Source organism: Streptoalloteichus hindustanus, from assembly GCF_900129375.1.
GTDB lineage: Bacteria > Actinomycetota > Actinomycetes > Mycobacteriales > Pseudonocardiaceae > Streptoalloteichus > Streptoalloteichus hindustanus.
The window spans coordinates 291,099-312,724 of the sequence record NZ_FQVN01000008.1 but is presented as its reverse complement, the minus strand read 5'-3'; the positions used below and the strand labels follow the sequence as shown (position 1 = coordinate 312,724).

Genomic DNA, 21,626 nt, shown 5'->3' with positions numbered 1-21,626 from the left:
CGCCGGCCGGCTCCGGAGGTGGTCGTGGGCGACAATGATCTTTCCCGCCCACGACCACCGACCGGGCGCGGGTGTCCCGCAGAACACAGCGGTGGCAGTCGAAGGCAATCATCTTTCCCCTGCCCAGGACCGCCGATCGGGTGTGAGTGTCCGCGGCGAGCCAGCGGCGGGTGCGGGTGACAATGATCTATTCCCCGCAGAAGCCACAGAGGTGGCTGGGGGCGACAATGTCCTCTCCTCCGCCCACAGCCACCGACCGGGTGCGGGTGTCGCGCAAGACACAGCGGAGACGGCATGACGACCGCGCAGGAGCTCACCACCCTCGACGGCATCCCGCTGCACCCGTTGGTCGTGCACGCCACGGTGGTGCTGCTGCCGCTGGCCGCGATCAGCGCGGTGGCCCTGGCGCTGCACAGCGGGCTCCGCCGGAGATACGGCTGGGCGGTTCTCGCGCTGACCGCGCTGGCCGTGGTGGCGACGCCGGTGACGCAGCGGACCGGGGAGCAGCTCAGGGCGCGGCTGACCGCCGCCGGGCCCAACCCGCTGATCGAGCGGCACGAGGAGCTGGGGCGACAGCTCCTCCCCCTCGCACTGGGCTTCGGGGTGACGGTGGTGCTGCTGCTCGTCGCGGGCCGGCTGGCCGACCGGGAGCGCCTCGCGGACGCGGCGGCGGCGCAGCGGACCGACGACACCCGGACGCCGGTTCCCCGCACGTGGCGCCGCATCGCCGTGGCGTCGACCGCGCTGGTCGTCGTCATGGCCCTGGCCACCACCGTCCAGGTGGTCCGGGTCGGTCATTCGGGTTCGGTCGCCGTGTGGCAGGGCACCGGCCCCTGAGCCCTCGGAACAGCCGCCTCACGCTGCCTCAGGCTGCCTCAGGCCGAGGTGGCCGGCCCGACGTGGTGCTCGGCGCCCGGCGCCGCCAGCTCGACCGGGCCGGCGAAGGCCGCCCTGGCCTCGGCCAGCACCGCGTGCGCGTCGTACCAGGGCGCGATGTGGGTGAGCACCAGCTTCCGCACGCCAGCCGCCGCGGCCAGCTCGCCGGCCTCCCGGCCGGACAGGTGCAGGTCGCGGGGCAGGTCCGGCAGGTCGGGCCAGGTCGCCTCGGACAGCAGGACGTCCGCGCCCCGCGCCAGCTCGACCACGGCGTCGCACGCCGCGGTGTCCCCCGTGTAGGCGAGCACCGCGCCCTCGTGCTCGACGCGGAAGCCGAAGGCCTCACAGGGGTGGTTGACCCGCGCGGCGGTCACGGAGCACTCCCCGATCCGCACCGTCGTGGGGGTGAGCGGGTGGAAGGCGAACACGTCCGACAGGTCGGTCTCGGCGAGTTCGGCCGCGCTCGGCGCGTAGGCCGCCGCGAGCCGCGACGCCGCCTCGCTCGGCGCGTGCACCGGCAGTGGCGCGTCGGGGCGGGGCGGGGGGCCGTAGCGGCGCAGCACCGCGAGCGCGGTCATGTCGGCGCAGTGGTCGGGGTGCAGGTGCGACAACAGGGCCGCGTCGAGCGACAGCGGGTCGCAGTGCGCCGACAGCGCCGACAGCACGCCGTTGCCGAAGTCGAGGACCAGCCGGGTCGCGCCCGCCCGCACCAGGTAGCCCGAGGCCGGGCCCCCTGGCCCCGGCACGCTGCCCGAACAGCCGAGAATGGTGAGGATCACACGGGCGAGGGTGGCATGACGGGCACCACCCCGTCTGTGCCACTCGTCACAGACAGCAGCTCCGGGCCGAGGAACCGCCGCGCCAGCCGGACGAACGGCTCGGCCGGGCCGGTCGAGGTGAACTCGTGCGCCGGGGCGGCCGGCTCACCCGTGCCGTTCTCCCCGTTCTCGCCGTTCTCGCCGTTCCCGCCGCTGTCCGCGAGCATGTCGTGCTCGACCAGCAGCCGGAACACGTCCTTGGCCGTCTCCTCGGCGCTGGACACCAACGTCACGCCCGGGCCGAGGACGACCTGCAGCACTCCGGTCAGCATCGGGTAGTGCGTGCAGCCGAGGATCACGGTGTCCACGTCGGCCCGGTGCAGCGGCTCCAGGTAGCCCTGGGCCAGGCCGAGCACCTGCCGGCCCGAGGTGATGCCGCGCTCGACGAACTCCGCGAACCGCGGGCACGCCACGCTGGTGACCTCGATGTCCCTGGCCGCGGCGAAGGCGTCCTCGTAGGCGCGGGAGCGCACGGTGCCCACCGTTCCGATCACGCCGATCCGCCCGTTGCGGGTGGTGGCCACGGCCCGGCGCACCGCGGGGCGCACGACCTCCACGACCGGGACGTCGTAACGCTCCCTGGCGTCCTGCAGGCACGCCGCCGACGCGGTGTTGCACGCGATGACCAGCATCTTCACCCCGCTGGCCACCAACGTGTCGGCGACCGCCAACGCGCTGCGCCGCACCTCGGCGATGCTCTTCGGGCCGTACGGGCTGTTGGCGGTGTCGCCCACGTACCGCAGGCGTTCGCCGGGCATCTGGTCCGCGATCGCGCGGGCGACGGTGAGACCGCCCACCCCTGAGTCGAAGATGCCGATGGGGGCGTTGGGGTTGGGCGTCACGACCCCGACACTACCCGCGCGTGACTGGCCGCCTACTCCGATCGGCCCTCACCGCCAGCCACGCGGCGAGGAGCCCGCCGAGCGCGCCGAACAGGTGTCCCTGCCAGGAGATCCCGCTCGTGGTGGGCAGCACGCCCCACAGCAGGGAGCCGTAGTAGAGGAACAGGGCCACCGCGAGCAGGATCTGCGCGAAGCTGCGCGCGAAGAAGCCGCGCACCAGCAGGAAGGCGAGCCAGCCGAAGATCAGGCCGGACGCGCCGACGTGCAGGCCAGAGCCGCCGGCCAGCCAGGTCCCCAGGCCGCCGACCAGCCAGATCACCGCGGTGACCGCGACGAACTGGCCGAGGCCGCCGGACATCGCGAGGAAGCCCAGCACCAGGAACGGCAGGGTGTTGGCGGCCAGGTGCTCCCAGTTGGCGTGCAGCAACGGCGCGAACAGCACGCCGTCGAGCCCGGACACCTCCAGCGGCCGGATGCCGCCCCACTGGTCGAGCCGGCCGCGGAAGCCCACGACGTCGACGAACTCGATCAGGTAGAGCAGCGCGGTCCACGCGAGCACCAGGACCGCGGCCTGTTTCGGCCGCGGCGGGAGCACGCGGTTCGTCGTCGGGCGCGCGGGCACGGGCGTCGGGTCCACGCCCGTCACGCTACGGACCGGCGCGCCCCGCGGGGATCGGGAATGACCCTGAGTTCTCGCTCGAATAGGGTGCCCCGCATGGGTGATCATCGGTCGACCGAGGTCGCGGTGCGCGCTGAGGCCGAACTCGGCGGTAACCCGACCTGGGATGCCACGTACTCCTCGCTGCTGTGGGTGGACGTGCTGGGGAGCCGGGTGCACCGGTTCACCCCCGGACCGGACGAGGACGCCGTGCTCGACGTCCCGCAACACGTGGGCGCCGCCAAACCCCGCGCCGCCGGCGGACTGGTGCTCAACCTGCGGGACGGCGTGGCCCTGGTGGACCGGGACGGCGCCCGGCGCTGGCTCGTCTACTGGGCCAGGGAGGGCATGCGCGGCGGGGACGCCGGCATCGACCCGACCGGGCGGCTGTGGGCCGGCACGCTCCGCTACCGCGGCGAGCCCGGCGGCGGCTGGCTGACCTGCGTGGAGCCGGACGGCGCCGCGCGGGTCGTGCTGGACGACGTGGCCCTGGGCGGGGGCGTGGCGTGGCGGCCCGACGGCCGGCGGATGGTGTTCGTCGACTCCCCGTCCCGCCGGATCGACGTGCTCGACTTCGACCCGGCCACCGGGCGGGCGACCGACCGCCGCACCCTGTGCGAGGTGGAGCCCGAGGCCGGCTTCCCGGCCGGCGTCTGCGTGGACTCCGACGACTGCGTGTGGGTCGCGCTGTGGGACGGCGGCGCGGTCCGCCGCTACACGCCGGACGGGCGGCTGGACCGCCACGTCGACCTGCCGGTCACCCGCCCCTCGGCGTGCTGCTTCGGCGGCGACGGCCTCACCGATCTCTACGTCACCACGGTCCGCGCCGGGCTCGACGCGTCCGCGCTGGCCGGGCAGGAGCTGGCCGGCTCGCTGCTCGTGCTGCCCGACGCCGGCAACGGGGTGGCCGCCCCGGCCTTCCCCGGCTGACCGCCGGGCCGTCCGCGCCCACTCCGCCGGCGATGCCGGAAGGGCACTGACCCCGATCCGACCGGGCCGCGGGTTCGACCGGGACCGGGGATCGACCAGGACCGAGATCCGCTGCCAACGCGGAGGAGCCCCTGGCGCGCGGGGCACACGCGTCAGGGGCTCAGTCCCACTTCGGCATCCCCGGCCGGGGAGGGCCGGTCAGGCCCAGAGGTGTCCCTCCAGGCGGGCGGCCGCCTCCTCCAGCGGGCCGCTGTAGGCGCCGGTGGACAGGTACTTCCACCCGCCGTCGGCCACCACGAACACCACGTCGGCGCGCTCGCCGGTGCCGGCCGCCTTCTCCGCCACGGCCAGCGCGGCGTGCAGGATCGCGCCGGTGGAGATGCCGGCGAAGATCCCCTCGACCTCCAGGAGCTGCCGGGTCCGGCGCAGCGCGTCGTGCGAGCCGACCGAGAACTTGCCGGTCAGCACGTCCGGGTCGTACAGCTCCGGCACGAAGCCCTCGTCGAGGTTGCGCAGGCCGTAGACCAGCTCGCCGTACCGCGGCTCGGCCGCGACGACCTGCACGTCCGGCTTGTGCTCCCGCAGGTACCGGCCGACGCCGACGAGCGTGCCCGTGGTGCCGAGCCCGGCCACGAAGTGCGTCACCGTGGGCAGGTCCCGCAGGATCTCCGGACCGGTGCCCCGGTAGTGCGCGTCCGCGTTGGCCTGGTTGCCGTACTGGTAGAGCATCACCCAGTCCGGGTTGGCCGCGGCGAGCTGCTTGGCCAGCGCCACCGCCATGTTCGAGCCGCCGGCCGCCGGCGAGGAGATGATCTCCGCGCCGTAGGCCGCCAGGAGCTGGCGACGCTCCTCGGAGGTGTTCTCCGGCATCACGCAGACCAGGCGGTAGCCCTTGAGCCGGGCCGCCATGGCCAGCGAGATGCCGGTGTTGCCCGACGTCGGCTCCAGGATGGTGCTGCCGGGCCGCAGCCGGCCCTCCCGCTCCGCGGCCTCCACCATCGCCAGCGCCGGCCGGTCCTTGATCGAGCCGGTCGGGTTGCGGTCCTCCAGCTTCGCCCACAACCGGACGGTGTCCGACGGCGAGAGCCGGGGCAGACCGACGAGCGGGGTGTCACCCAGCGCGTCGAGCAGCGAGTCGTAGCGGGCCACGGCGGGCCACCTCCGCCCGGATCAGCGCATGCCGCCGGCCACGGCCGGCAGGATCGTCACGTCGGCGCCCTCGGCGACCTTCGCCTCAAGGCCGCCCTGGAACCGCACGTCCTCGTCGTTGACGTAGACGTTGACGAAGCGGTGCAGGCTGCCGTCCTTGACCAGCTTGCCCTTCAGGCCGGCGTGCCGGCTCTCCAGGTCGTCGATGACCTCGGCGAGCGTGCCGCCCGCCGCCTCGACGGACTTCTGCCCACCGGTCAGGTTGCGCAGGATGGTGGGGATCGAGACGGTCACGGCCATGGGTGGAACCTCCTGTCCACAGTGGAAACCAACGCCGAAGGGCGCGCGGGGGCCGACGCCTTCGGCGGGGCCGCCACGCGCGCGGGTTTCAGCGACAGTCGGGAACGTCGTCGGCGCCCGTGTGGGCGAACATGTACGACTCGACGACCTCGACGGGCTCCTCGGTGACCACGCCGTCGACGATCCGGTACGAGCGCAGCTCCTGCTCGTGCGGGTCGCGCGTGGAGACGAGCACGTAGTGCGCGTCCGGCTCCGAGGCGTACGAGACGTCGGTGCGGGACGGGTAGGCCTCGGTCGCGGTGTGCGAGTGGTAGATGACCACCGGCGCCTCGCCGGCCCGGTCCATCTCCCGCCACACCCTGAGCTGCTCCATCGAGTCGAACCGGTAGAAGGTCGGCGAGCGCTCGGCGTTGGTCATCGGGACGAACCGCTCCGGGCGGTCCGACCCCTCCGGCCCGGCGATCACACCGCACGCCTCGTCCGGGTGGTCGCGACGGGCGTGCGCCACCATCGCGTCCACCAGATCGCGTCGGATCACCAGCACGTGCCCCATCCTACGGGCCAACGGAAGCCGTCCTACGGTGTGAGAACTCGCACTGAGCGACCGCCGGGCTCCGTCCGGGGGCCGGGCGCACACCCGTTCGGCCGCGTCCCGGTGTCGCCACCTCTGACCGGGCCGCGCGCCTGAGTTGTCCGCGCGGCTGATCGGATCGCGCGCCCGCCCCGAGCGGCGGCGCTAGCCCAGCGCGGAGGGGTAGACGTCGCGGTAGGCGGGCACGCCGCCGAGGGACGTCGCGGCGAGCACCCCGTGGACCACGGCCCTGGACACCGCGTCCGCCGCGGCCGCGCCGACGGCGTCGAGCGCGCCGGCCCGGCTCGCCACCGCGTACACGTCGGCACCGCTGCCCAGCTCGCGCCGGCCGGTCGACAACGCGAACAGCGTGTCCCCGTCGAACACCGAGTGCGCCGGGCGCAGCGCCCTGGCCAGCCCGTCCTGGGCGACCACGGCGACCCGCCGGCACTCCGCCTTGGTCAGGGCGACGTCGGTCGCGACCACCCCGATCACCGTGTTCATCGGCTGCCTGGCGCTGACCAGCCGGCGCCGGGCGTCGGCCACCTCTGCCGCCGACGGCGCCCGCAGCCCGAACTCCCCGGCCAGCTCCAACCCGAGCGCCCACGGCAGGCCGCTGTCCCGGTCCACGGCCTCGCCGAGCGCGTTCACCGCGACCAGCGCCCCGACGACGGCCCCGTCGGGCAGCACCGCGCTCGCGGTGCCGATCCCGCCCTTGACCGAGCCGGCGGTCGCCCCGGCGCCCGCGCCGACACAGCCCTGGGCGACCGGACCGTCCGCGGCCGCATCGCAGGCGGCGTACCCGAACGCCGCGTCGGGCCGGTTGCCCCACTCGCCGAGCGGCAGGTCGAACAACACCGCGCCGGGCACGATCGGCACCACCTGGTGCGGCTCGATGCCGACGGGGAAGCCGTGCCCGCGCTCGGCGAGCCACCGCATCACGCCGTCGGCCGCCGCCAGCCCGTACGCGCTGCCGCCAGCCAGGCAGATCCCGTGCACCTGCTGGACGAGCCGGGACGGGTCGAGCAGCTCGGTCTCCCTGGTGCCCGGCCCGCCGCCCCGGACGTCGACGCCGCCCACCGCGCCGTCCGGGGTGAGGACGGCGGTGGCCCCGGTCGCCCAGCCGGCGCCGATCCGGTGGTGGTGGCCGACGAGGACGCCGGGCACGTCCGTCACCGCGTTGCGCGGCCCGGGCACGAGGCCGGCCGCCGGCGCGTCGACACCCGGCTCAGCTGGCGAACTCGTCCCCACCGATCACCGCCTGGACCAGGCTCTCCTGCACCCAGGTCAGCCACTGGTAGACCCCGAAGTGCGGGCCGCGCGGGTCGTCGTCGGGCAGCACGTCCGGGGTGTCCTCGGAGATCTGCAGCGCGGTGCCCAGCGCCAGCCGCACGTCGTTGATCGCCGTCAGCCACGCCTCGGCCTCCTCCTCGGAGAGCCGGGCAACGCCGCCGTCCGGCGGGCAGGTCCGCAGCACCACCGCGGCCACCCCGGTCTTGCGGTCCAGCAGCTCGGGCTCGTGCAGCGAGCGCATCGCCGCCGCCGCGTCCATGTCCGCGGCGGCCGAGGCCGGCAACTCGCCGTGCTCGTCCAGGTCGACGCGGTGGAAGTCGGGCAGCAGCCGGGCCAGGATCGGGTCCTCCGGCGGGGAGGAGTGGCCGGCGCGGATGCCGGTCAACGCGGCCAGCTCGTCCTCGGGCTGCTCAGCCACCCTGGCGTCGAGCATGTCCTTGATCTGCCCGACCATGCCGCGGACCAGGGCCGCCTCCTGCCGGTCGAGCACGCCGACGATCTGCGCCCCGTGGCGCTTCCAGCCTTCCATCAGGTCCCCACCCGCTCACGACTCGCGCTGCATGGTCGCCCACAGGCCGGCCGCGTGCAGTCGCGCCACGTCGCCCTCGACCTTCTCCTTGGACCCGGAGGAGACGACGGCCCTGCCCTTGTGGTGCACGTCCAACATGAGCTTGGTGGCCTTCTCCCGGCTGTAGCCGAAGAGCTTCTGGAACACGTAGGTCACGTAGGACATCAGGTTGACCGGATCGTTCCAGACGATCGTCATCCAGGGTCGGTCCTCGGCCCCGACCTCGGCGGCGCTCTCGTCCACGGCCGGGTCGACCTGCGTCCGCTCCTGCTCGACGGGCGTGGTCATGTCTTCATGGTGGCACGCGCCCCCCGGACGCAACGGCGACGGGGCGGGCTCGCGGCGGTGGCGGCGCGGCCGAGGACCCCCTGACCAGTGGGCCCGCCGACGCCACCCGCCCCGTCGAGCCGGCGCCCGGACGACCCAGGCCCGCGACCCGGCCCCGAGACCGGGCCCCGCGACTCGGTCCTGCGACTCGGTCCTGCGTCACAGTCCGGACCACGGGGAGCGCCGTTCCGGCGCGGGCGGTTCTAGGCTCACCGGCTATGACGGCTCCGCAGCCCGGCAGCACCGCGTTGTTCACCGACCACTACGAGCTGACCATGCTGGCCAGCGCGTTGCGGGACGGCACGGCGCAACGGCGTTGCGTGTTCGAGCTGTTCGCCCGGCGGCTGCCCGACGGCCGGCGCTACGGCGTGGTCGCGGGCACCGGGCGCCTGCTGGCCGCCCTGGAGCGCTTCCGGTTCACCGACGCCGAGCTCGGCCGGCTGGCCGAGTCGGGGGTGGTCGACGACGCGACGCTGGGCTGGCTGGCCGACTACCGGTTCGGCGGCGACGTCGACGGCTACCCCGAGGGCGAGCTGTACTTCCCCGGCTCGCCGATCCTCACCGTCACCGGCACCTTCGCCGAGGCGGTGGTGCTGGAGACGCTGGCCCTGTCGATCCTCAACCACGACAGCGCGATCGCCTCGGCGGCGGCCCGCATGGTGTCCGCGGCCAACGGCCGCCGGATGATCGAGATGGGGTCGCGGCGGGCGCACGAGGAGGCCGCGGTGGCCGCGGCCCGCGCCGCCTACCTCGCCGGGTTCACCGCCACCTCCAACCTGGAGGCCGGCCGGCGGTACGGCATCCCGACCGCCGGCACCTCGGCGCACGCCTTCGTGCTGCTGCACGACGACGAGGAGGCGGCGTTCCGCTCCCAGATCGCCTCGCTGGGCACGCAGACCACCCTGCTGGTCGACACCTTCGACATCACCGCCGGCATCGAGACCGCGATCCGGGTGGCCGGCCCCGATCTGGGCGCGATCCGGATCGACTCCGGCGACCTGGGCGTGCTGGCCGGGCAGGCCAGGGAGCAGCTCGACCGGCTGGGCGCCCGCAACACCAAGATCGTGGTCTCCGGTGACCTGGACGAGTTCGCCATCGCCGCGCTGCGGGCCGAGCCGGTGGACGCCTACGGGGTGGGCACCTCGGTGGTGACCGGCTCCGGCGCGCCGACCTCCGGGATGGTCTACAAGCTGGTCGAGGTCGAGGGCCGGCCGGTGGCCAAGCGCAGCTCGCACAAGGGATCCAAGGGCGGGCGCAAGGCGGCGCTGCGGCGGCACAAGCCGACCGGCACCGCGATCGAGGAGGTCGTGTACCGCCGGGGCGGCCCCGAGCCGGAGCGCGGCGAGCACGACCGCGAGCTGCAGGTCCCGCTGATGCGGGGTGGACAGGTGGTGGCCGGGCTGCCCACCCTGGAGGACAGCAGGCAGCGGTTGCGGAGGGCACTGGTGAGCGTGCCGTGGGAGGGCCTCAAGCTCTCGCACGGCGAACCCGCCATCCCCACCGTCTTCTTCGCCGAGTGAGGGGTGGGGCGGCGATGGCGCGGGCACTGATCGTCGTGGACGTGCAGAACGACTTCTGCGAGGGCGGGTCGCTGCCGGTGGCCGGCGGGGCCGAGGTGGCGGCGGCGATCTCACGGCACCTGGCGGAGAACCGGTACGAGCGGGTGGCGGCCACCAGGGACTACCACGTCGACCCCGGCGCGCACTTCAGCGCCGAGCCGGACTTCGTCGACACCTGGCCGCCGCACTGCGTCGTGGGGACCCCGGGCGCGGAGTTCCACGCGAACCTGGACACCGGGCAGTTCGACGCGGTCTTCTCCAAGGGCGCCCGGTCCGCCGCCTACTCGGGCTTCGAGGGCGTGGACGAGAACGGCACGGGCCTGGCCGACTGGTTGCGCGCGCACGACGTGGACAGCGTCGACGTCGTCGGGATCGCCACCGATCACTGCGTGCGCGCCACCGCGCTGGACGCCGTGCGCGAGGGCTTCGCCACCACGGTGCTCCTCGACCTCACAGCGGGGGTGGCCCGGCCGACGGTCGACAGCGCCCTCGACCAGCTCCGCGCCGGTGGGGTCACCCTCGTCGGCTCGCCGCACGCGGCCTGAGCCCGCCCGCGATCCGGCGCCTTCCGGGACGTCGCCCGTCCCGTTTTTCCCCTACCCGGGAACAGCCCCCACCCGCCCTGGGGGGCGAGCCCTGCTCCAGCCTATCGGCCCACCCCGGCCGGGAAAACCACAGCGCCGCTCCCTGTGGACAACTCAGTCCCCTGTGGACAACTGCCGGGTTTTTCCGGAAAACCACTTGCCAAACACCGAACCGGGCACCCGTCAAGACCTGTCCGCTGTACGAAAACTTCTTTGACTGGCAAGGACTTCCGGGAGTGTGCTGGACGGCGGCCCGCTTCGCCGTCCGGCGCCACCCCCAGCCGGGCGCGGTCCGGGCGCCGCATGATCCCGGTCACCAGCCCGCGGATCTTTGTCGGTTGTCGACAACGACCAGCGGGGGTCAGCCCGGTTAGCCTCCGGGAGCAAGACCCCGGCACAGTGCTCGTCCCAGTGCCCCTGGCGCTCGTCCCAGCGCCCGGCGCACTGCCGTCACAGGAGGTCCCCGTGTCCCTTGCCGCACACCCGGTCGGCCTGGCGCGCCCGCGCGCGGTCCTCGCCGACCTCGTTCCCGGCGCCGCCGTCCGCGACGCCGCCCTGATCGTCGCCGGCGCCGGCCTGACCGGCCTGCTCGCCCAGGTGGCGCTGCCGGTGCCGGGCAGCCCGGTCCCGGTCACCGCGCAGACCCTCGGCGCGCTGCTGGTGGGCGCGTCCCTCGGCTGGCAGCGGGGCGCCGCCGCCATGGCGCTGTACCTGCTGGCCGGCGTGGCCGGCGTGCCGTGGTTCTCGAACGGCTCGGCCGGCGCGGGTGGCGCCAGCTTCGGCTACGTCGTGGGCTTCCTGGTCGCGGGCACCCTGGTGGGCGCGCTGGCCGCGCGCGGCGGTGACCGCACCCCGCTGCGCACCGCCGGCACGATGGTGCTCGGCAACGTGGCCATCTACGCCGTGGGCGTGCCGTGGCTGATGGCGGTCACCGGGTTCGACCTGAGCACCGCGCTGGCCAAGGGCATGGCGCCGTTCCTGGTCGGCGACGCGATCAAGATCGCGCTGGCCGCCGGCCTGCTGCCCGGCGCGTGGGCCCTGGTGCGGCGCATCCAGCGCTGACACCCACCCCAGCTCGACCGGCGTGTGGCGCGCGTCCTCCGGGACACGCGCCACACGCCGTTCCACGTCCGGCCCGCCGACCCCGGGACGCGCTCAGCAGGTGCGCTGCGCCTCCTCGTCGGCCCCCGCGTCCAGCGGCCGCACCCGGTCCAGGTCCACGACGACCGGCTGGAGCCGGTGGGCGACCTCGCCCCGCCCGTTGGTCACGGTGGCGTTGACGTGCACCCGGCCGGTGCTGGACAGCAGGTCCCACCGCTCGACCTCCCATCCCGGCGGCGGCCCGTAGAGCCCCACCCGCAGCACCCCGCCCCTGGTCCGGGTGCTGGCCCTGGCCACCTCGCCGTCGGCCGCCCGGTTCGTGATCACCAGTTCCACCCGCTCCCCCGCGGAGCAGGTGCCGAGGACCGCGATCACCGCGTCGTTCTTGTCCCGCCCGACCAGGATCCGCCCGCGCTCCTGCGGCTGGCAGCCGGTCGCCGCGAGCAGGGCGACGGCCACCAGCGGGAACCAGCGGGACGGACGGGCGGGAGGCAGCACGGGAAGCATCCTGTCCTGCTCCATCCGGCCCAACGCCCGCCGAGACCGTCCCGTGAGGGAACCGGCACCGGATCGTCGTCACCCGCTACCGTCCCCCGAGTGATCGACATCGCGTTGTCGCCGGCCGCGGCCGAGGCCGCCGCCGAGCACCTGGCCCGCCTGGACGCCGCAGCCCCCGGCCTGGTCGCGGGCCTGCACGTGATCGGCTCGGCGGCGCTGGACGACTACCGGCCCGGCGTCTCCGACCTGGACGTGGTGGCCGAGCTGATTCGGGAGCCGGACGCCGACGACCTGGCGGCGCTGGGCGCGGCGCACACCGGCCCCGGCGTCCACGTCGAGGCGGTGTACCTGAGGGCCGGCGAGCTGACGGGACCGCCGGAGCGCGCCTCGGCCGGGCCGTGGGCCAACGACGGCGAGCTCAACGTCACCGACCGCGCGTTCCTGCTCAACCCCGTCACCTGGCTCCAGCTCGACCGGCACCGGGTCACCGTGCGCGGCGAGCGCCCGCACCCGCCCGTCGACGCCGCGGCGGTCCACGCGTTCTGCCGGGAGAACCTCGCCGCGTACTGGGCGCCGCTGCTGGAGCAGGCCGCCGCGCTGCTGGGCCTGCGCGGCCCGGGCGACCCCGTGCTGCCCACCGCCGTGATGTGGATCGCGTTCGGGCCGGCGCGGTTGTGGCACACGCTGCGCACCGGCGAGGTCGTCAGCAAGTCGCGGGGCGCCGAGCTGGCCGCCCGGGAGTGGCCGGACCTCGCCGACCCGCTGCGCCAACTGGTCGCGGCCCGGGCGGGCGAACCGGTTCCGCTGACCGCCGAGCACGGCAGGGCCGCGCTGGAGGTGGGCCGCCGCATCCTGGCGGAGGCCGACGTGGCGGTCAGTCCGGCCGGGTAGCGTGGTTCGGCGTGCCGGCCTCCTCCCTCCAAGCCACCAAGCCCCTCCCCTCGGCGAACGCCGACGAGGTCCCCGACGTGACCGCGCTGCTCACGGCGGCCGTCGAGGCCGTCGGCGGCGCGGAGCGGCCTGGCCAGGTGGCGATGGCCGAGGCGGTCGCCAGGGCGATCCGCACCGGCGAGCACCTGGCGGTGCAGGCCGGCACGGGCACCGGCAAGTCGCTGGCCTACCTGGTGCCCGCGCTGCGCCACGCGGTCGTCGAGGACGCCACCGTCGTCGTCTCCACCGCCACCATCGCCCTGCAACGCCAGCTCGTCGACCGGGACCTCCCCCGGCTGGCCAAGGCGCTCAGCCCGCTGCTGGGGAGGGAGCCCCGGTTCGCCATCCTCAAGGGCCGGCGCAACTACCTGTGCCTGCACCGCCTGCACACCGGCGCGCCCGAGGAGCCGGAGGATCCCGGCCTGTTCGACCCGTTCGCCGTGTCGGCCATGGGCCGGCAGGTGAAGCGGCTGCACGAGTGGTCGTCGGACACCGAGACCGGCGACCGGGACGAGCTCGTGCCCGGCGTCAGCGAGCAGGCGTGGCGGCAGGTGTCGGTGACGGCCAAGGAGTGCCTCGGCGTCTCCCGGTGCCCGATCGGCGTGGACTGCTTCGCGGAGCGGGCGCGGGCCGAGGCCGGCAAGGCCGACCTCGTCGTCACCAACCACGCGCTGCTGGCCATCGACGCCCTGGAGGGCTACCCCGTGCTGCCCGAGCACGACGTGGTCGTCGTGGACGAGGCGCACGACCTGGTCGACCGGGTCACCTCGGTGGCGACCGCCGAGCTGACCCCGAACGCGGTCGCCGCGGCCGCGCGCCGGTGCGGCCGACTGGTCGACGAGGAGATCGCCGACCGGCTGGCCGAGGCGGGCGACGGCCTGCACCTCACCCTGGCCGAGCTCGCCCCCGGCCGGCTCGACGACCTGCCCACACCGCTGGCCGGCGCGGTCGCCGTGGTCCGCGACGCCGCGCACGCCTGCGTCACCGCGCTCGGCCCCGAGCGCAAGGAGGACGTCGAGGGCAGCACGGCCCGCAAGCTCGCGCTGGCCCTGCTGGAGGAGGTGCACGACACGGCGGTCCGCCTGCTGACGGCCTTCGAGCCGCCGGAGCAGGACCGGTACGACGTGGTGTGGATCTCCGGCGGGGTGGGCCAGGACCACACCCGGCCCTCGGCGCTGCGGGTCGCCCCGCTCAGCGTCGGCGGCCTGCTGCGCGAGCGGCTGTTCGGGCCGCGCTCGGTGGTGCTCACCTCGGCGACCCTCACCCTGGGCGGCACCTTCGACACCCTGGCCCGCCAGTGGGGCCTGCCGCCGGCGCCGGCCCCGAGCCGCCGCGCCCCGGGCGCGGCCACCGAGAAGGAGCCGCCGGCCGACGACACCGGATCGCCCGCCGTGGACGGTCCGAAGTGGACGTCGCTCGACGTCGGCTCGCCGTTCGACCACCCGCGCAGCGGCATCCTCTACCTGGCCCGCCACCTGCCGCAGCCGGGGCGGGACGGCCTGCCCCCGCAGTACCTGGACGAGCTCGCCGAGCTGGTCGAGGCCGCCGGCGGCCGCGCGCTCGGCCTGTTCTCCTCGATGCGCGCGGCCAAGCAGGCCACCGAGGCGCTGCGGGAGCGGCTGCCGAACACCATCCTCTGCCAGGGCGACGACTCGACCTCGTTGCTGGTCAAGCAGTTCGCCGAGGACGAGCCGACCTGCCTGTTCGGCACCCTGTCGCTGTGGCAGGGCGTCGACGTGCCCGGCCCGGCGCTCCAGCTCGTGGTGATGGACCGCATCCCGTTCCCCCGCCCGGACGACCCGCTGGCCTCGGCGCGCCAGCGCGCGGTGGCCGCCAGGGGCGGCAACGGGTTCCTCACCGTCGCCGCCACCCACGCGGCCCTGCTGCTGGCCCAGGGCGCCGGCCGGCTGCTGCGCTCCATGAACGACCGGGGCGTGGTCGCCATCCTCGACCCCCGGCTGGCCACGGCCCGCTACGGCGGGTTCCTCCGCGCCTCCCTGCCGCCGTTCTGGACCACCCACGACCCGGAGGTCGTCCGCGCCGCCCTCCGCCGCATCAACACCTGACGCTCGGACGTCCACGCGGTCGTGGTCACATTCGGTGTTGAAGGTGACCACAGGAGGTCGTCATGAAGGTCGGTGTGCACGCCCTGCGCAACGAGCTCAGCCGGTGCCTGGCGGAGGTGCGCCGGGGGCGGGCAGTGGCCGTGACAGACCGGGGACGGGTGATCGCGCGGATCGTGCCGGCGGCCGGCCCGACAGCCCCAGCCACGGCCACGGCCACGGCCACGGCCACGGCCACGGCCACGGCCACGGAACGATCCATCGCCGAGGGACGGATCACTCCGGCGAAGCGCCGCAAGCGCCCGGCCCCGCAACCCGTCAGGACCGCCGGGACGGTGAGCGACCTCGTGCTTGGGCAGCGCCGCTGAGCTGGTCCTCCGCCCTCCGCCCGCAGCCCCGTCAGCTCCTCAGGGCCAGGCGGCGAGGACGGTGACCGTGCCCGGGGCGACCTCGGTGAACCCCGCGTCCCGCACGGCCGCCACGCGGTGCTTCCGCCACGCCCGCTCCGGCGTCGCGCCGGGGTGCAGCCGCGCCCAGGTGTCCTCGTCCGCCGGCCGCACCGCGCAGGGCAGGCCGGCGGCGTTCCAGTCCGCGAGCGCGGCGTGCTCCCCGCTGGCGTGCAGGAGGGCCGCGAGGATCATCGTGGCGTGCCCGACCTGGGCCGCCGCCTTGCCGACGGTCATCGGCACGGTCGGGTTCAGCCACAGCACCGGCCGGTCGGTCGGCACCGGTCCCAGCTCGTCCGCCGGCAGGTCCGTGCCGGAGATCTGGAGCTTCGACACCGCGCGCGGGGCGTCGACCACCCGGCCGGGCAGCAACGCGCGCGCCTGCGCTCCGCCGTGGGTGACGGTGACGCCGGGCAGGTCGTGCACCGCCGCCCACTGCGCGCCGCGCGCCCGGCGGGAGACCTTGCGGATGCGGCCGCGCACCCAGGTGTCCACCGCCTCGTGCCACTCGCCGCCGGGCTCGGCCCTCGGGTCGAGGCAGACGGCGAGCACGGCCGACGCCGCGGCCGCGAGCAGCTCGGACCGCGCCGGTGGGTCGGACCGCTCCACCCGCAGGACGACCGGCATGGCGCGGACCTGCTCGGGGTCCTCGTCGGAGACGTCCACCGTGGCCGGCGCGGGCAGCGCCAACCAGGTGGCGTACCGCGCGGCGAGCTCGTCGAGCACGACCGGAGGCGCCAGTGGGCGACCGCTGCCCCCGGCGCCCGCCGTCACCGACCCGTCGTTGGTGCTGTCGGCGGCGCCGGTGTCGTTGGCGTCGCCGGTGTCCGGTGTCGACACCACCCTCACACCCGTTCCGGGCGCAGGCCGTCGGCGGCGTCGGCCGCCTCGACCTCGGCCCTGGTCACGCCCAGCAGGAACAGCACCGCGTCCAGGAAGGGGTAGGACAGGGCGGCGTCGGCGACCTCGCGCAGCGCGGGCTTGGCGTTGAACGCGACGCCGAGGCCCGCCGCGGAGAGCATGTCGATGTCGTTGGCCCCGTCGCCCACCGCCACGCACTGGGCCAGCGGGACGCCGTGCTCGGCGGCGAACCGGCGCAGCGCGACCGCCTTGCCCGGCCGGTCCACGACCTCGCCCACCACGCGCCCGGTGAGCCGCCCGTCGCGCACCTCCAGCTCGTTGGCCGCGCAGAAGTCCAGCCCCAGCTCGTCGGCCAGCCGCTGGACGATCTGGGTGAACCCGCCGGACACCACGCCGCAGCGGAAGCCGAGCCGCCGGAGCGTGCGGATGGTGGTGCGCGCCCCCGGCATGAGCTCCAGGGTCTCGGCGACCTCGTCGAGCACGCCGGCCGGCAGGCCGGTCAGCAACGCCACCCTGCGGTGCAGCGACTCGGTGAAGTCCAGCTCACCCCGCATGGCGGCCTCGGTGATCTCCCGGACCTCCCGCTCGAACCCGGCGTGCGCGGCCAACATCTCGATCACCTCGCCCTGCACCAGGGTCGAGTCGACGTCGAACACCACCAGCCGCTTGGCCCGCCGGGCCAGGCCGGCCCGCTCCACCGCGATGTCCACCTGGATGCGGGCCGAGACCTCGGCCATGGCCGAGCGCAGCTCCGCGTCGGCGGCCACGCCGTCGTCGGCCGCCGAGACCAGCAGCTCCAGCCCGGTCACCGGGTAGTCCGCGACCCGGCGGATGGCGTCGATGTTGGCGCCCAGCGCGGCCAGCCGGCGGGCGACCTCGGTGAACGACCGGGCGGTCACCGGGCGGCCGAGCACCACCAGGACGTGGCTGGAGGCCAGCCGGGCCCGGGCCGCGCTGTCCGCGCCGACCTCCACGTCGACCTGCATGCCGACCGTGGCCATGGCCTGCTCCACCGCCTCCTGCAGCCCCTCGGGGTCGTGGCCGGCGGCCACCAGCACGCCGAGCACCAGCCGGCCGCGGATCACCACCTGCTCCACGTCGAGCACCTCGACCCCGTGCCGGGTGAGGGCGGCGAACAGCACGGAGGTGACGCCGGGCTTGTCCGGCCCGGTGACGGTGATCAGGACGGTGGTGGCGTTCGGCGCGGTCACGTGCCGGTCTCCTGTCGACGACGGCGTGGCATGGGCGGGAACGGGACGAGCCCCGGGCACCAGTATCGGTGGCCGGGGCTCGTCGACGAGCCGGTGGGTCGGCGCGGCCGACCCGTCGGGTCACTTGTCCTTCGGGTCGCCCTCGGTCGAACCCGCCTGGCCGGACTGGACCGCGGCGGCGGCCAGCTCGGACGGGGCGGGGGCGTGCGCCGGCTTGCCGGTCAGGCCCACGTGCGCCTCCAGCCGCATCCGCTCGGTCATGTGCGGGTAGTGCAGCTCGAACGCCGGGCGCTCGGAGCGGATCCGGGGCAGCTCGGTGAAGTTGTGCCGAGGCGGCGGGCAGGAGGTCGCCCACTCCAGCGAGTTGCCGTAGCCCCAGGGGTCGTCCACCTCGACGATCTCGCCGTACCGGTAGCTCTTGAACACGTTCCAGATGAACGGCAGCATCGAGGCGCCCAGGATGTACGCGCCGATCGTGGAGATCGTGTTCAGCGTGGTGAAACCGTCGCTGGGCAGGTAGTCGGCGTACCGCCGCGGCATGCCCTCGTTGCCCAGCCAGTGCTGCACCAGGAACGTGGCGTGGAAGCCGATGAACGTGGTCCAGAAGTGCAGCTTGCCCAGCTTCTCGTCGAGCAGGCGCCCAGTCATCTTCGGGAACCAGAAGTAGATGCCGGCGAAGGTCGCGAAGGCGATCGTGCCGTAGAGCACGTAGTGGAAGTGCGCCACCACGAAGTAGGTGTCCGACACGTGGAAGTCGATCGGCGGGGCGGCCAGCAGCACGCCGGACAGACCGCCGAAGAGGAAGGTCACGATGAAGCCGACGCTGAACAGCATCGGGGTCTCGAAGGTGAGCTGCCCCTTCCACATCGTGCCGATCCAGTTGAAGAACTTCACGCCGGTCGGCACCGCGATCAGGAAGGTCATGAACGCGAAGAACGGCAGCAGCACCGCGCCGGTGGCGTACATGTGGTGCGCCCACACGGTCACCGACAGCGCCGCGATCACCAGGGTCGCGTAGACCAGGCCCTTGTAGCCGAACAGCGGCTTGCGGCTGAACACCGGGAAGATCTCGGACACGATGCCGAAGAACGGCAGCGCGATGATGTAGACCTCGGGGTGGCCGAAGAACCAGAACAGGTGCTGCCAGAGGATCACGCCGCCGTTGTTCGGGTCGAACACGTGCGCGCCCAGGTGCCGGTCGGCCAGCAGGCCCAGCAGCGCGGCGGTCAGGATCGGGAACGCCATCAGCACCAGCAGGCTGGTGACCAGGATGTTCCACGTGAAGATCGGCATCCGGAACATGGTCATGCCGGGCGCCCGCAGGCAGACCACGGTGGTGATCATGTTGACGGCGCCGAGGATGGTGCCCAGACCGGAGACGGTCAGGCCGGCCAACCACAGGTCGGCGCCCACGCCCGGGGAGTTCACCGCGTCGGACAGCGGGGTGTAGGCGAACCAGCCGAAGTCGGCCGCGCCGCCGGGGGTGATGAACCCGCTGAGCGTGATGAGGCTGCCGAACAGGAACAGCCAGTAGGAGAACGCGTTCAGCCTCGGGAACGCGACGTCCGGCGAGCCGATCTGCAGCGGCAGAACGTAGTTGGCGAAGCCGAAGACGATCGGCGTCGCGTACAGCAGCAGCATCACCGTGCCGTGCATGGTGAAGAGCTGGTTGAACTGCTCCTGCGACAGGAACTGCAGACCCGGCCGCGCGAGCTCGGTGCGCATCAACAGCGCCATCACGCCGCCGACCAGGAAGAAGGCCATCGACGTGACGATGTACATGATGCCGAGCTGCTTGTGGTCCGTGGTCCGCAGCATCCGCAGCAGGAACGAACCCTTGACCGTCTGACGCGCCGGATACGGGCGCGCCGCGATCGGCTGGGGGGCGACGGCCGTCACGGTGCCTCCTGCACTCGCCTGGTGGACCTTCCTACCTGCTCGGCACGAGGCCGTCAGGCGGCCCAATGCCACATCGGATCGTAGACCGCGCGGTTCCGCCCAACGCGCTGGCCCCGGACAACGCGATCTGTTCTCGCACGTCGACGGCCTGCGTGGTTAGCCAGGTCACATGTAGTCAGCCAACTCGTGGCGGGTTCGCCCGGATCATCCCTGGTTACGCTCGCCGTCGTGAGCAGCGGCCGGCCCGGCGCGACCGCCCCGAGCGGGCTCCGCCTCGTGCTGCTCGTGCTCGCGCTCGCGGCGGGAGTGCTGGCCATGCACCAACTCGCCCGTCCCGGCCCGGCGTTCGGTTCGACGCCCGCCGCGGAACACCACACCGTCGACGGTGGCGCGTCCACAAGCGTCCATAGTGGACAGTCCACCGATCGGCTCGGCGCGCACGGCGCGCACCTGTCGACCAACGCTCCGGGCCCCGCCGACCACGGCGGTGACCACACGGGCCTGCACCTGTGCCTGGGGTTGGTCGTCACCGCGCTCGGGTTGGTCGCCCTCCGGCTGCTGGGACACCTGCGGCCCCTGCCGCTCGTCCCCGCTTCCGCCGCGAGCCCGGCCGGGACGCGGTCCCCGGCGGACCGCGCTCCACCCTCCACTCCCGCCCGTCTCTCCGCGCTCTGCGTGTGGCGGCTGTGACCGGCCCACTGGTGTGCGTCCACTTCGCACACCAGCCCGGTCACGCCAACACATGAAGCAAGGAGAAGCACGTGCGTAGGAAGACCGTGCGCGGGAAGAACACCGTTCTGGCCGTGCTGGCCACCGGCCTGCTGCTCACCGCGGGGTGCGCCAACTCCGAACAGGCCAGTGACGGAACGCCGACCGCCGCCGGCGCCACCGCCAGCGGCGGCACCACGACCAGCGGGGCAGTCCGCCAGCACAACCAGGCCGACATCGCGTTCGCGCAGCAGATGATCCCGCACCACGCGCAGGCCGTGGAGATGGCGAAGCTGGTGGCGGGACGCGACGCCGGCCAGAAGGTCGTGGACCTCGCGCGTCGGGTGGAACAGGCGCAGCAGCCGGAGATCGACCAGATGACGGCCTGGCTCCGCGAGTGGGGCGCCGCGCCGACGACCACCGCGGACGGGCACGCCGGGCACTCGGGGCACGGCGGCGCGGGGATGATGAGTGAGCAGCAGATGACCGCGTTGCGCGCCGCCCGGGGCGCCGAGTTCGACCGGCAGTGGGTCCGGATGATGATCGAGCACCACCGGGGCGCGGTGGAGATGGCGCGGACCGAGCAGGCCCAGGGCGCCAGCCTGGAGGCCAGGGCGCTGGCCGGGCGGATCATCGACGCCCAACAGGCCGAGATCGCGGAGATGACCGCTCTGCTCGACCAGGGTCAAGGCCAGAGCCAGGGCTGACGGCACGGGCCGTCGGCACGGGCTGACGGCGCAGGCGCGGGGGCGGACGCCGGGCGGTGTCCGCCCCCGCGCCACCGGTCAGACCGGCGGCTCCGGGTCGTACTGGATGCCCCGCCGCACCCACCTGGCGCGCTCCCGTCCGGCCAGGCGCAGCACCAGGTGCAGCGCCATGTCGATGCCGGCGGACACGCCGGAGGACGTGATCACGTCGCCGTCGTCGACGAACCGCTCGTCGGGGCGGACCTCGACGGTCGGATCGGCCTCGCGCAGCGTGTCCAGCGCGGCCCAGTACGTCGTGGCCGGTCGGCCGCGCAGCAACCCGGCCGCCGCGTAGACGAGCGCGCCGGTGCACACACTGGTCATCAGGGAGGCGCGGGCGCGCTGCTCGCGCACCCACGTCAACCAGTCCTCGTCCCGCATCAGCGGACGCGTGCCAGCGCCCCCGGGGTGCAGGAGGACGTCCGCGGCCGGACTCTCGTCCAGGGTGTGGTCGGCCAGGATGGTCATGCCCTTGGCGCAGCGGATCTCCCGCTGCCGCGCGACCGTCCACACGCGAACGCCGTCCTCCGGGAAGTGCTTGGCCCAGTAGGTCAACACGTCCCACGGGCCGACGGCGTCCAACTCCTCCACGTCCTCGAACAGCGCGATCGCGATACCGATGTCCAGGGGCCGTCGTTCCGTCATGGCCCCATGCTCTGCGGCCGCCGCACCCGTCGGACACGGCTCG

The 21,626-nt window shown here is 74.2% G+C and carries 24 protein-coding genes; 10 read left to right on the top strand and 14 right to left on the bottom strand.

Translation table 11 applies throughout. From position 1 onward, the window contains the following. Nucleotides 1–294: 294 nt before the first annotated feature. Entirely contained in the window at nt 295–837 is a 543-nt protein-coding gene (locus tag BUE43_RS24660) for a DUF2231 domain-containing protein (RefSeq protein ID WP_073487392.1), read from the top strand. Between the two features lie 38 nt (nt 838–875). Here the strand turns inward: BUE43_RS24660 and BUE43_RS24655 are convergent, their stop codons facing one another. The 3 genes from BUE43_RS24655 to BUE43_RS24645 are packed head-to-tail and all read right to left on the bottom strand — an operon-like array spanning nt 876 to nt 3,173. Next, nucleotides 876–1,655 (bottom strand): MBL fold metallo-hydrolase, encoded by a 780-nt coding sequence (locus BUE43_RS24655; protein WP_073487389.1) that lies wholly within the window; start codon nt 1,653–1,655, stop codon nt 876–878. Next, a complete protein-coding gene (gene murI / locus BUE43_RS24650) occupies nt 1,652–2,536 on the bottom strand; it encodes a glutamate racemase (RefSeq protein ID WP_073487387.1) in 885 nt (294 codons plus the stop codon). The genes BUE43_RS24655 and murI overlap by 4 nt, the downstream gene beginning before the upstream one ends. Before the next feature lie 10 nt (nt 2,537–2,546). Beyond that, complete coding sequence (locus tag BUE43_RS24645; RefSeq protein WP_073487385.1) at nt 2,547–3,173, bottom strand: rhomboid family intramembrane serine protease; 627 nt, start codon at nt 3,171–3,173, stop codon at nt 2,547–2,549. 78 nt (nt 3,174–3,251) lie between these two features. Between BUE43_RS24645 and BUE43_RS24640 the strand changes: the two genes are divergently transcribed. Next, nucleotides 3,252–4,124: an SMP-30/gluconolactonase/LRE family protein gene (locus BUE43_RS24640; RefSeq protein ID WP_073487383.1), complete on the top strand. Its 873-nt coding sequence runs from the start codon at nt 3,252–3,254 to the stop codon at nt 4,122–4,124. Nucleotides 4,125–4,322: 198 nt separating this feature from the next. Here BUE43_RS24640 and BUE43_RS24635 read toward each other — a convergent pair whose 3' ends face one another. The 6 genes from BUE43_RS24635 to clpS form a co-directional block, all read right to left on the bottom strand. Continuing rightward, nucleotides 4,323–5,273 (bottom strand): PLP-dependent cysteine synthase family protein, encoded by a 951-nt coding sequence (locus tag BUE43_RS24635; protein WP_073487381.1) that lies wholly within the window; start codon nt 5,271–5,273, stop codon nt 4,323–4,325. A 21-nt stretch (nt 5,274–5,294) separates the two neighbouring features. Continuing rightward, on the bottom strand, nt 5,295–5,573 hold the full coding sequence (locus BUE43_RS24630) for a MoaD/ThiS family protein (RefSeq protein WP_073487379.1): 279 nt from the start codon (nt 5,571–5,573) through the stop codon (nt 5,295–5,297). An 88-nt stretch (nt 5,574–5,661) separates the two neighbouring features. After that, nucleotides 5,662–6,117, bottom strand: coding sequence for a M67 family metallopeptidase (locus BUE43_RS24625; RefSeq protein WP_327083476.1), 456 nt, complete (start codon nt 6,115–6,117; stop codon nt 5,662–5,664). Nucleotides 6,118–6,309: 192 nt separating this feature from the next. Next, nucleotides 6,310–7,320: a P1 family peptidase gene (locus BUE43_RS24620; RefSeq protein WP_073487526.1), complete on the bottom strand. Its 1,011-nt coding sequence runs from the start codon at nt 7,318–7,320 to the stop codon at nt 6,310–6,312. Between the two features lie 52 nt (nt 7,321–7,372). Beyond that, a complete protein-coding gene (locus BUE43_RS24615; protein WP_073487373.1) occupies nt 7,373–7,966 on the bottom strand; it encodes a DUF2017 domain-containing protein in 594 nt (197 codons plus the stop codon). A gap of 15 nt (nt 7,967–7,981) precedes the next feature. Then, nucleotides 7,982–8,293, bottom strand: coding sequence for an ATP-dependent Clp protease adapter ClpS (clpS, locus tag BUE43_RS24610; protein ID WP_073487370.1), 312 nt, complete (start codon nt 8,291–8,293; stop codon nt 7,982–7,984). A gap of 257 nt (nt 8,294–8,550) precedes the next feature. Here clpS and BUE43_RS24605 point away from each other — a divergent pair, with 257 nt between their 5' ends. The 3 genes from BUE43_RS24605 (at nt 8,551) to BUE43_RS24595 (ending at nt 11,537) form a co-directional block, all read left to right on the top strand. Continuing rightward, nucleotides 8,551–9,852: a nicotinate phosphoribosyltransferase gene (locus BUE43_RS24605; RefSeq protein ID WP_073487368.1), complete on the top strand. Its 1,302-nt coding sequence runs from the start codon at nt 8,551–8,553 to the stop codon at nt 9,850–9,852. A gap of 14 nt (nt 9,853–9,866) precedes the next feature. Beyond that, nucleotides 9,867–10,436, top strand: coding sequence for an isochorismatase family protein (locus tag BUE43_RS24600; protein WP_073487366.1), 570 nt, complete (start codon nt 9,867–9,869; stop codon nt 10,434–10,436). 504 nt (nt 10,437–10,940) lie between these two features. After that, nucleotides 10,941–11,537, top strand: coding sequence for a biotin transporter BioY (locus BUE43_RS24595; RefSeq protein ID WP_234995893.1), 597 nt, complete (start codon nt 10,941–10,943; stop codon nt 11,535–11,537). A 93-nt stretch (nt 11,538–11,630) separates the two neighbouring features. On the opposite strand, the gene BUE43_RS24590 is transcribed toward BUE43_RS24595, so the two are convergent. Continuing rightward, a complete protein-coding gene (locus BUE43_RS24590; RefSeq protein ID WP_143174355.1) occupies nt 11,631–12,074 on the bottom strand; it encodes a hypothetical protein in 444 nt (147 codons plus the stop codon). 99 nt (nt 12,075–12,173) lie between these two features. Between BUE43_RS24590 and BUE43_RS24585 the strand changes: the two genes are divergently transcribed. From BUE43_RS24585 to BUE43_RS24575, 3 genes are all read left to right on the top strand, one after another. Next, a complete protein-coding gene (locus tag BUE43_RS24585; RefSeq protein WP_073487363.1) occupies nt 12,174–12,965 on the top strand; it encodes a hypothetical protein in 792 nt (263 codons plus the stop codon). A 143-nt stretch (nt 12,966–13,108) separates the two neighbouring features. Continuing rightward, the gene (locus tag BUE43_RS24580) at nt 13,109–15,070 is read left to right on the top strand and encodes an ATP-dependent DNA helicase (protein WP_143174360.1); all 1,962 of its coding nucleotides are present in this window, start codon (nt 13,109–13,111) and stop codon (nt 15,068–15,070) included. Nucleotides 15,071–15,132: 62 nt separating this feature from the next. Continuing rightward, nucleotides 15,133–15,435: a type II toxin-antitoxin system Phd/YefM family antitoxin gene (locus tag BUE43_RS24575; RefSeq protein WP_073487359.1), complete on the top strand. Its 303-nt coding sequence runs from the start codon at nt 15,133–15,135 to the stop codon at nt 15,433–15,435. A gap of 39 nt (nt 15,436–15,474) precedes the next feature. On the opposite strand, the gene BUE43_RS24570 is transcribed toward BUE43_RS24575, so the two are convergent. The 3 genes from BUE43_RS24570 to ctaD all read right to left on the bottom strand — a co-directional run bounded on the left by BUE43_RS24570 (nt 15,475) and on the right by ctaD (nt 19,484). Next, a complete protein-coding gene (locus BUE43_RS24570) occupies nt 15,475–16,239 on the bottom strand; it encodes an aminoacyl-tRNA hydrolase (RefSeq protein WP_073487522.1) in 765 nt (254 codons plus the stop codon). A gap of 119 nt (nt 16,240–16,358) precedes the next feature. After that, nucleotides 16,359–17,585 (bottom strand): phosphoserine phosphatase SerB, encoded by a 1,227-nt coding sequence (gene serB / locus BUE43_RS24565; RefSeq protein ID WP_073487357.1) that lies wholly within the window; start codon nt 17,583–17,585, stop codon nt 16,359–16,361. 120 nt (nt 17,586–17,705) lie between these two features. After that, nucleotides 17,706–19,484, bottom strand: a complete 1,779-nt coding sequence (ctaD, locus tag BUE43_RS24560; protein ID WP_073487354.1) for an aa3-type cytochrome oxidase subunit I — start codon at nt 19,482–19,484, stop codon at nt 17,706–17,708. 228 nt (nt 19,485–19,712) lie between these two features. On the opposite strand from ctaD, the gene BUE43_RS24555 reads away from it, so the two are divergent. Beyond that, nucleotides 19,713–20,174, top strand: coding sequence for a DUF6153 family protein (locus BUE43_RS24555; RefSeq protein WP_073487352.1), 462 nt, complete (start codon nt 19,713–19,715; stop codon nt 20,172–20,174). Nucleotides 20,175–20,245: 71 nt separating this feature from the next. Then, nucleotides 20,246–20,899: a DUF305 domain-containing protein gene (locus tag BUE43_RS24550; RefSeq protein ID WP_073487350.1), complete on the top strand. Its 654-nt coding sequence runs from the start codon at nt 20,246–20,248 to the stop codon at nt 20,897–20,899. A gap of 78 nt (nt 20,900–20,977) precedes the next feature. Here the strand turns inward: BUE43_RS24550 and BUE43_RS24545 are convergent, their stop codons facing one another. Then, nucleotides 20,978–21,583 carry a DJ-1/PfpI family protein gene (locus tag BUE43_RS24545; RefSeq protein ID WP_073487348.1) on the bottom strand — a complete coding sequence of 202 codons (606 nt, stop codon included), beginning with the start codon at nt 21,581–21,583 and terminating at the stop codon, nt 20,978–20,980. Between the last annotated feature and the right edge of the window lie 43 nt (nt 21,584–21,626).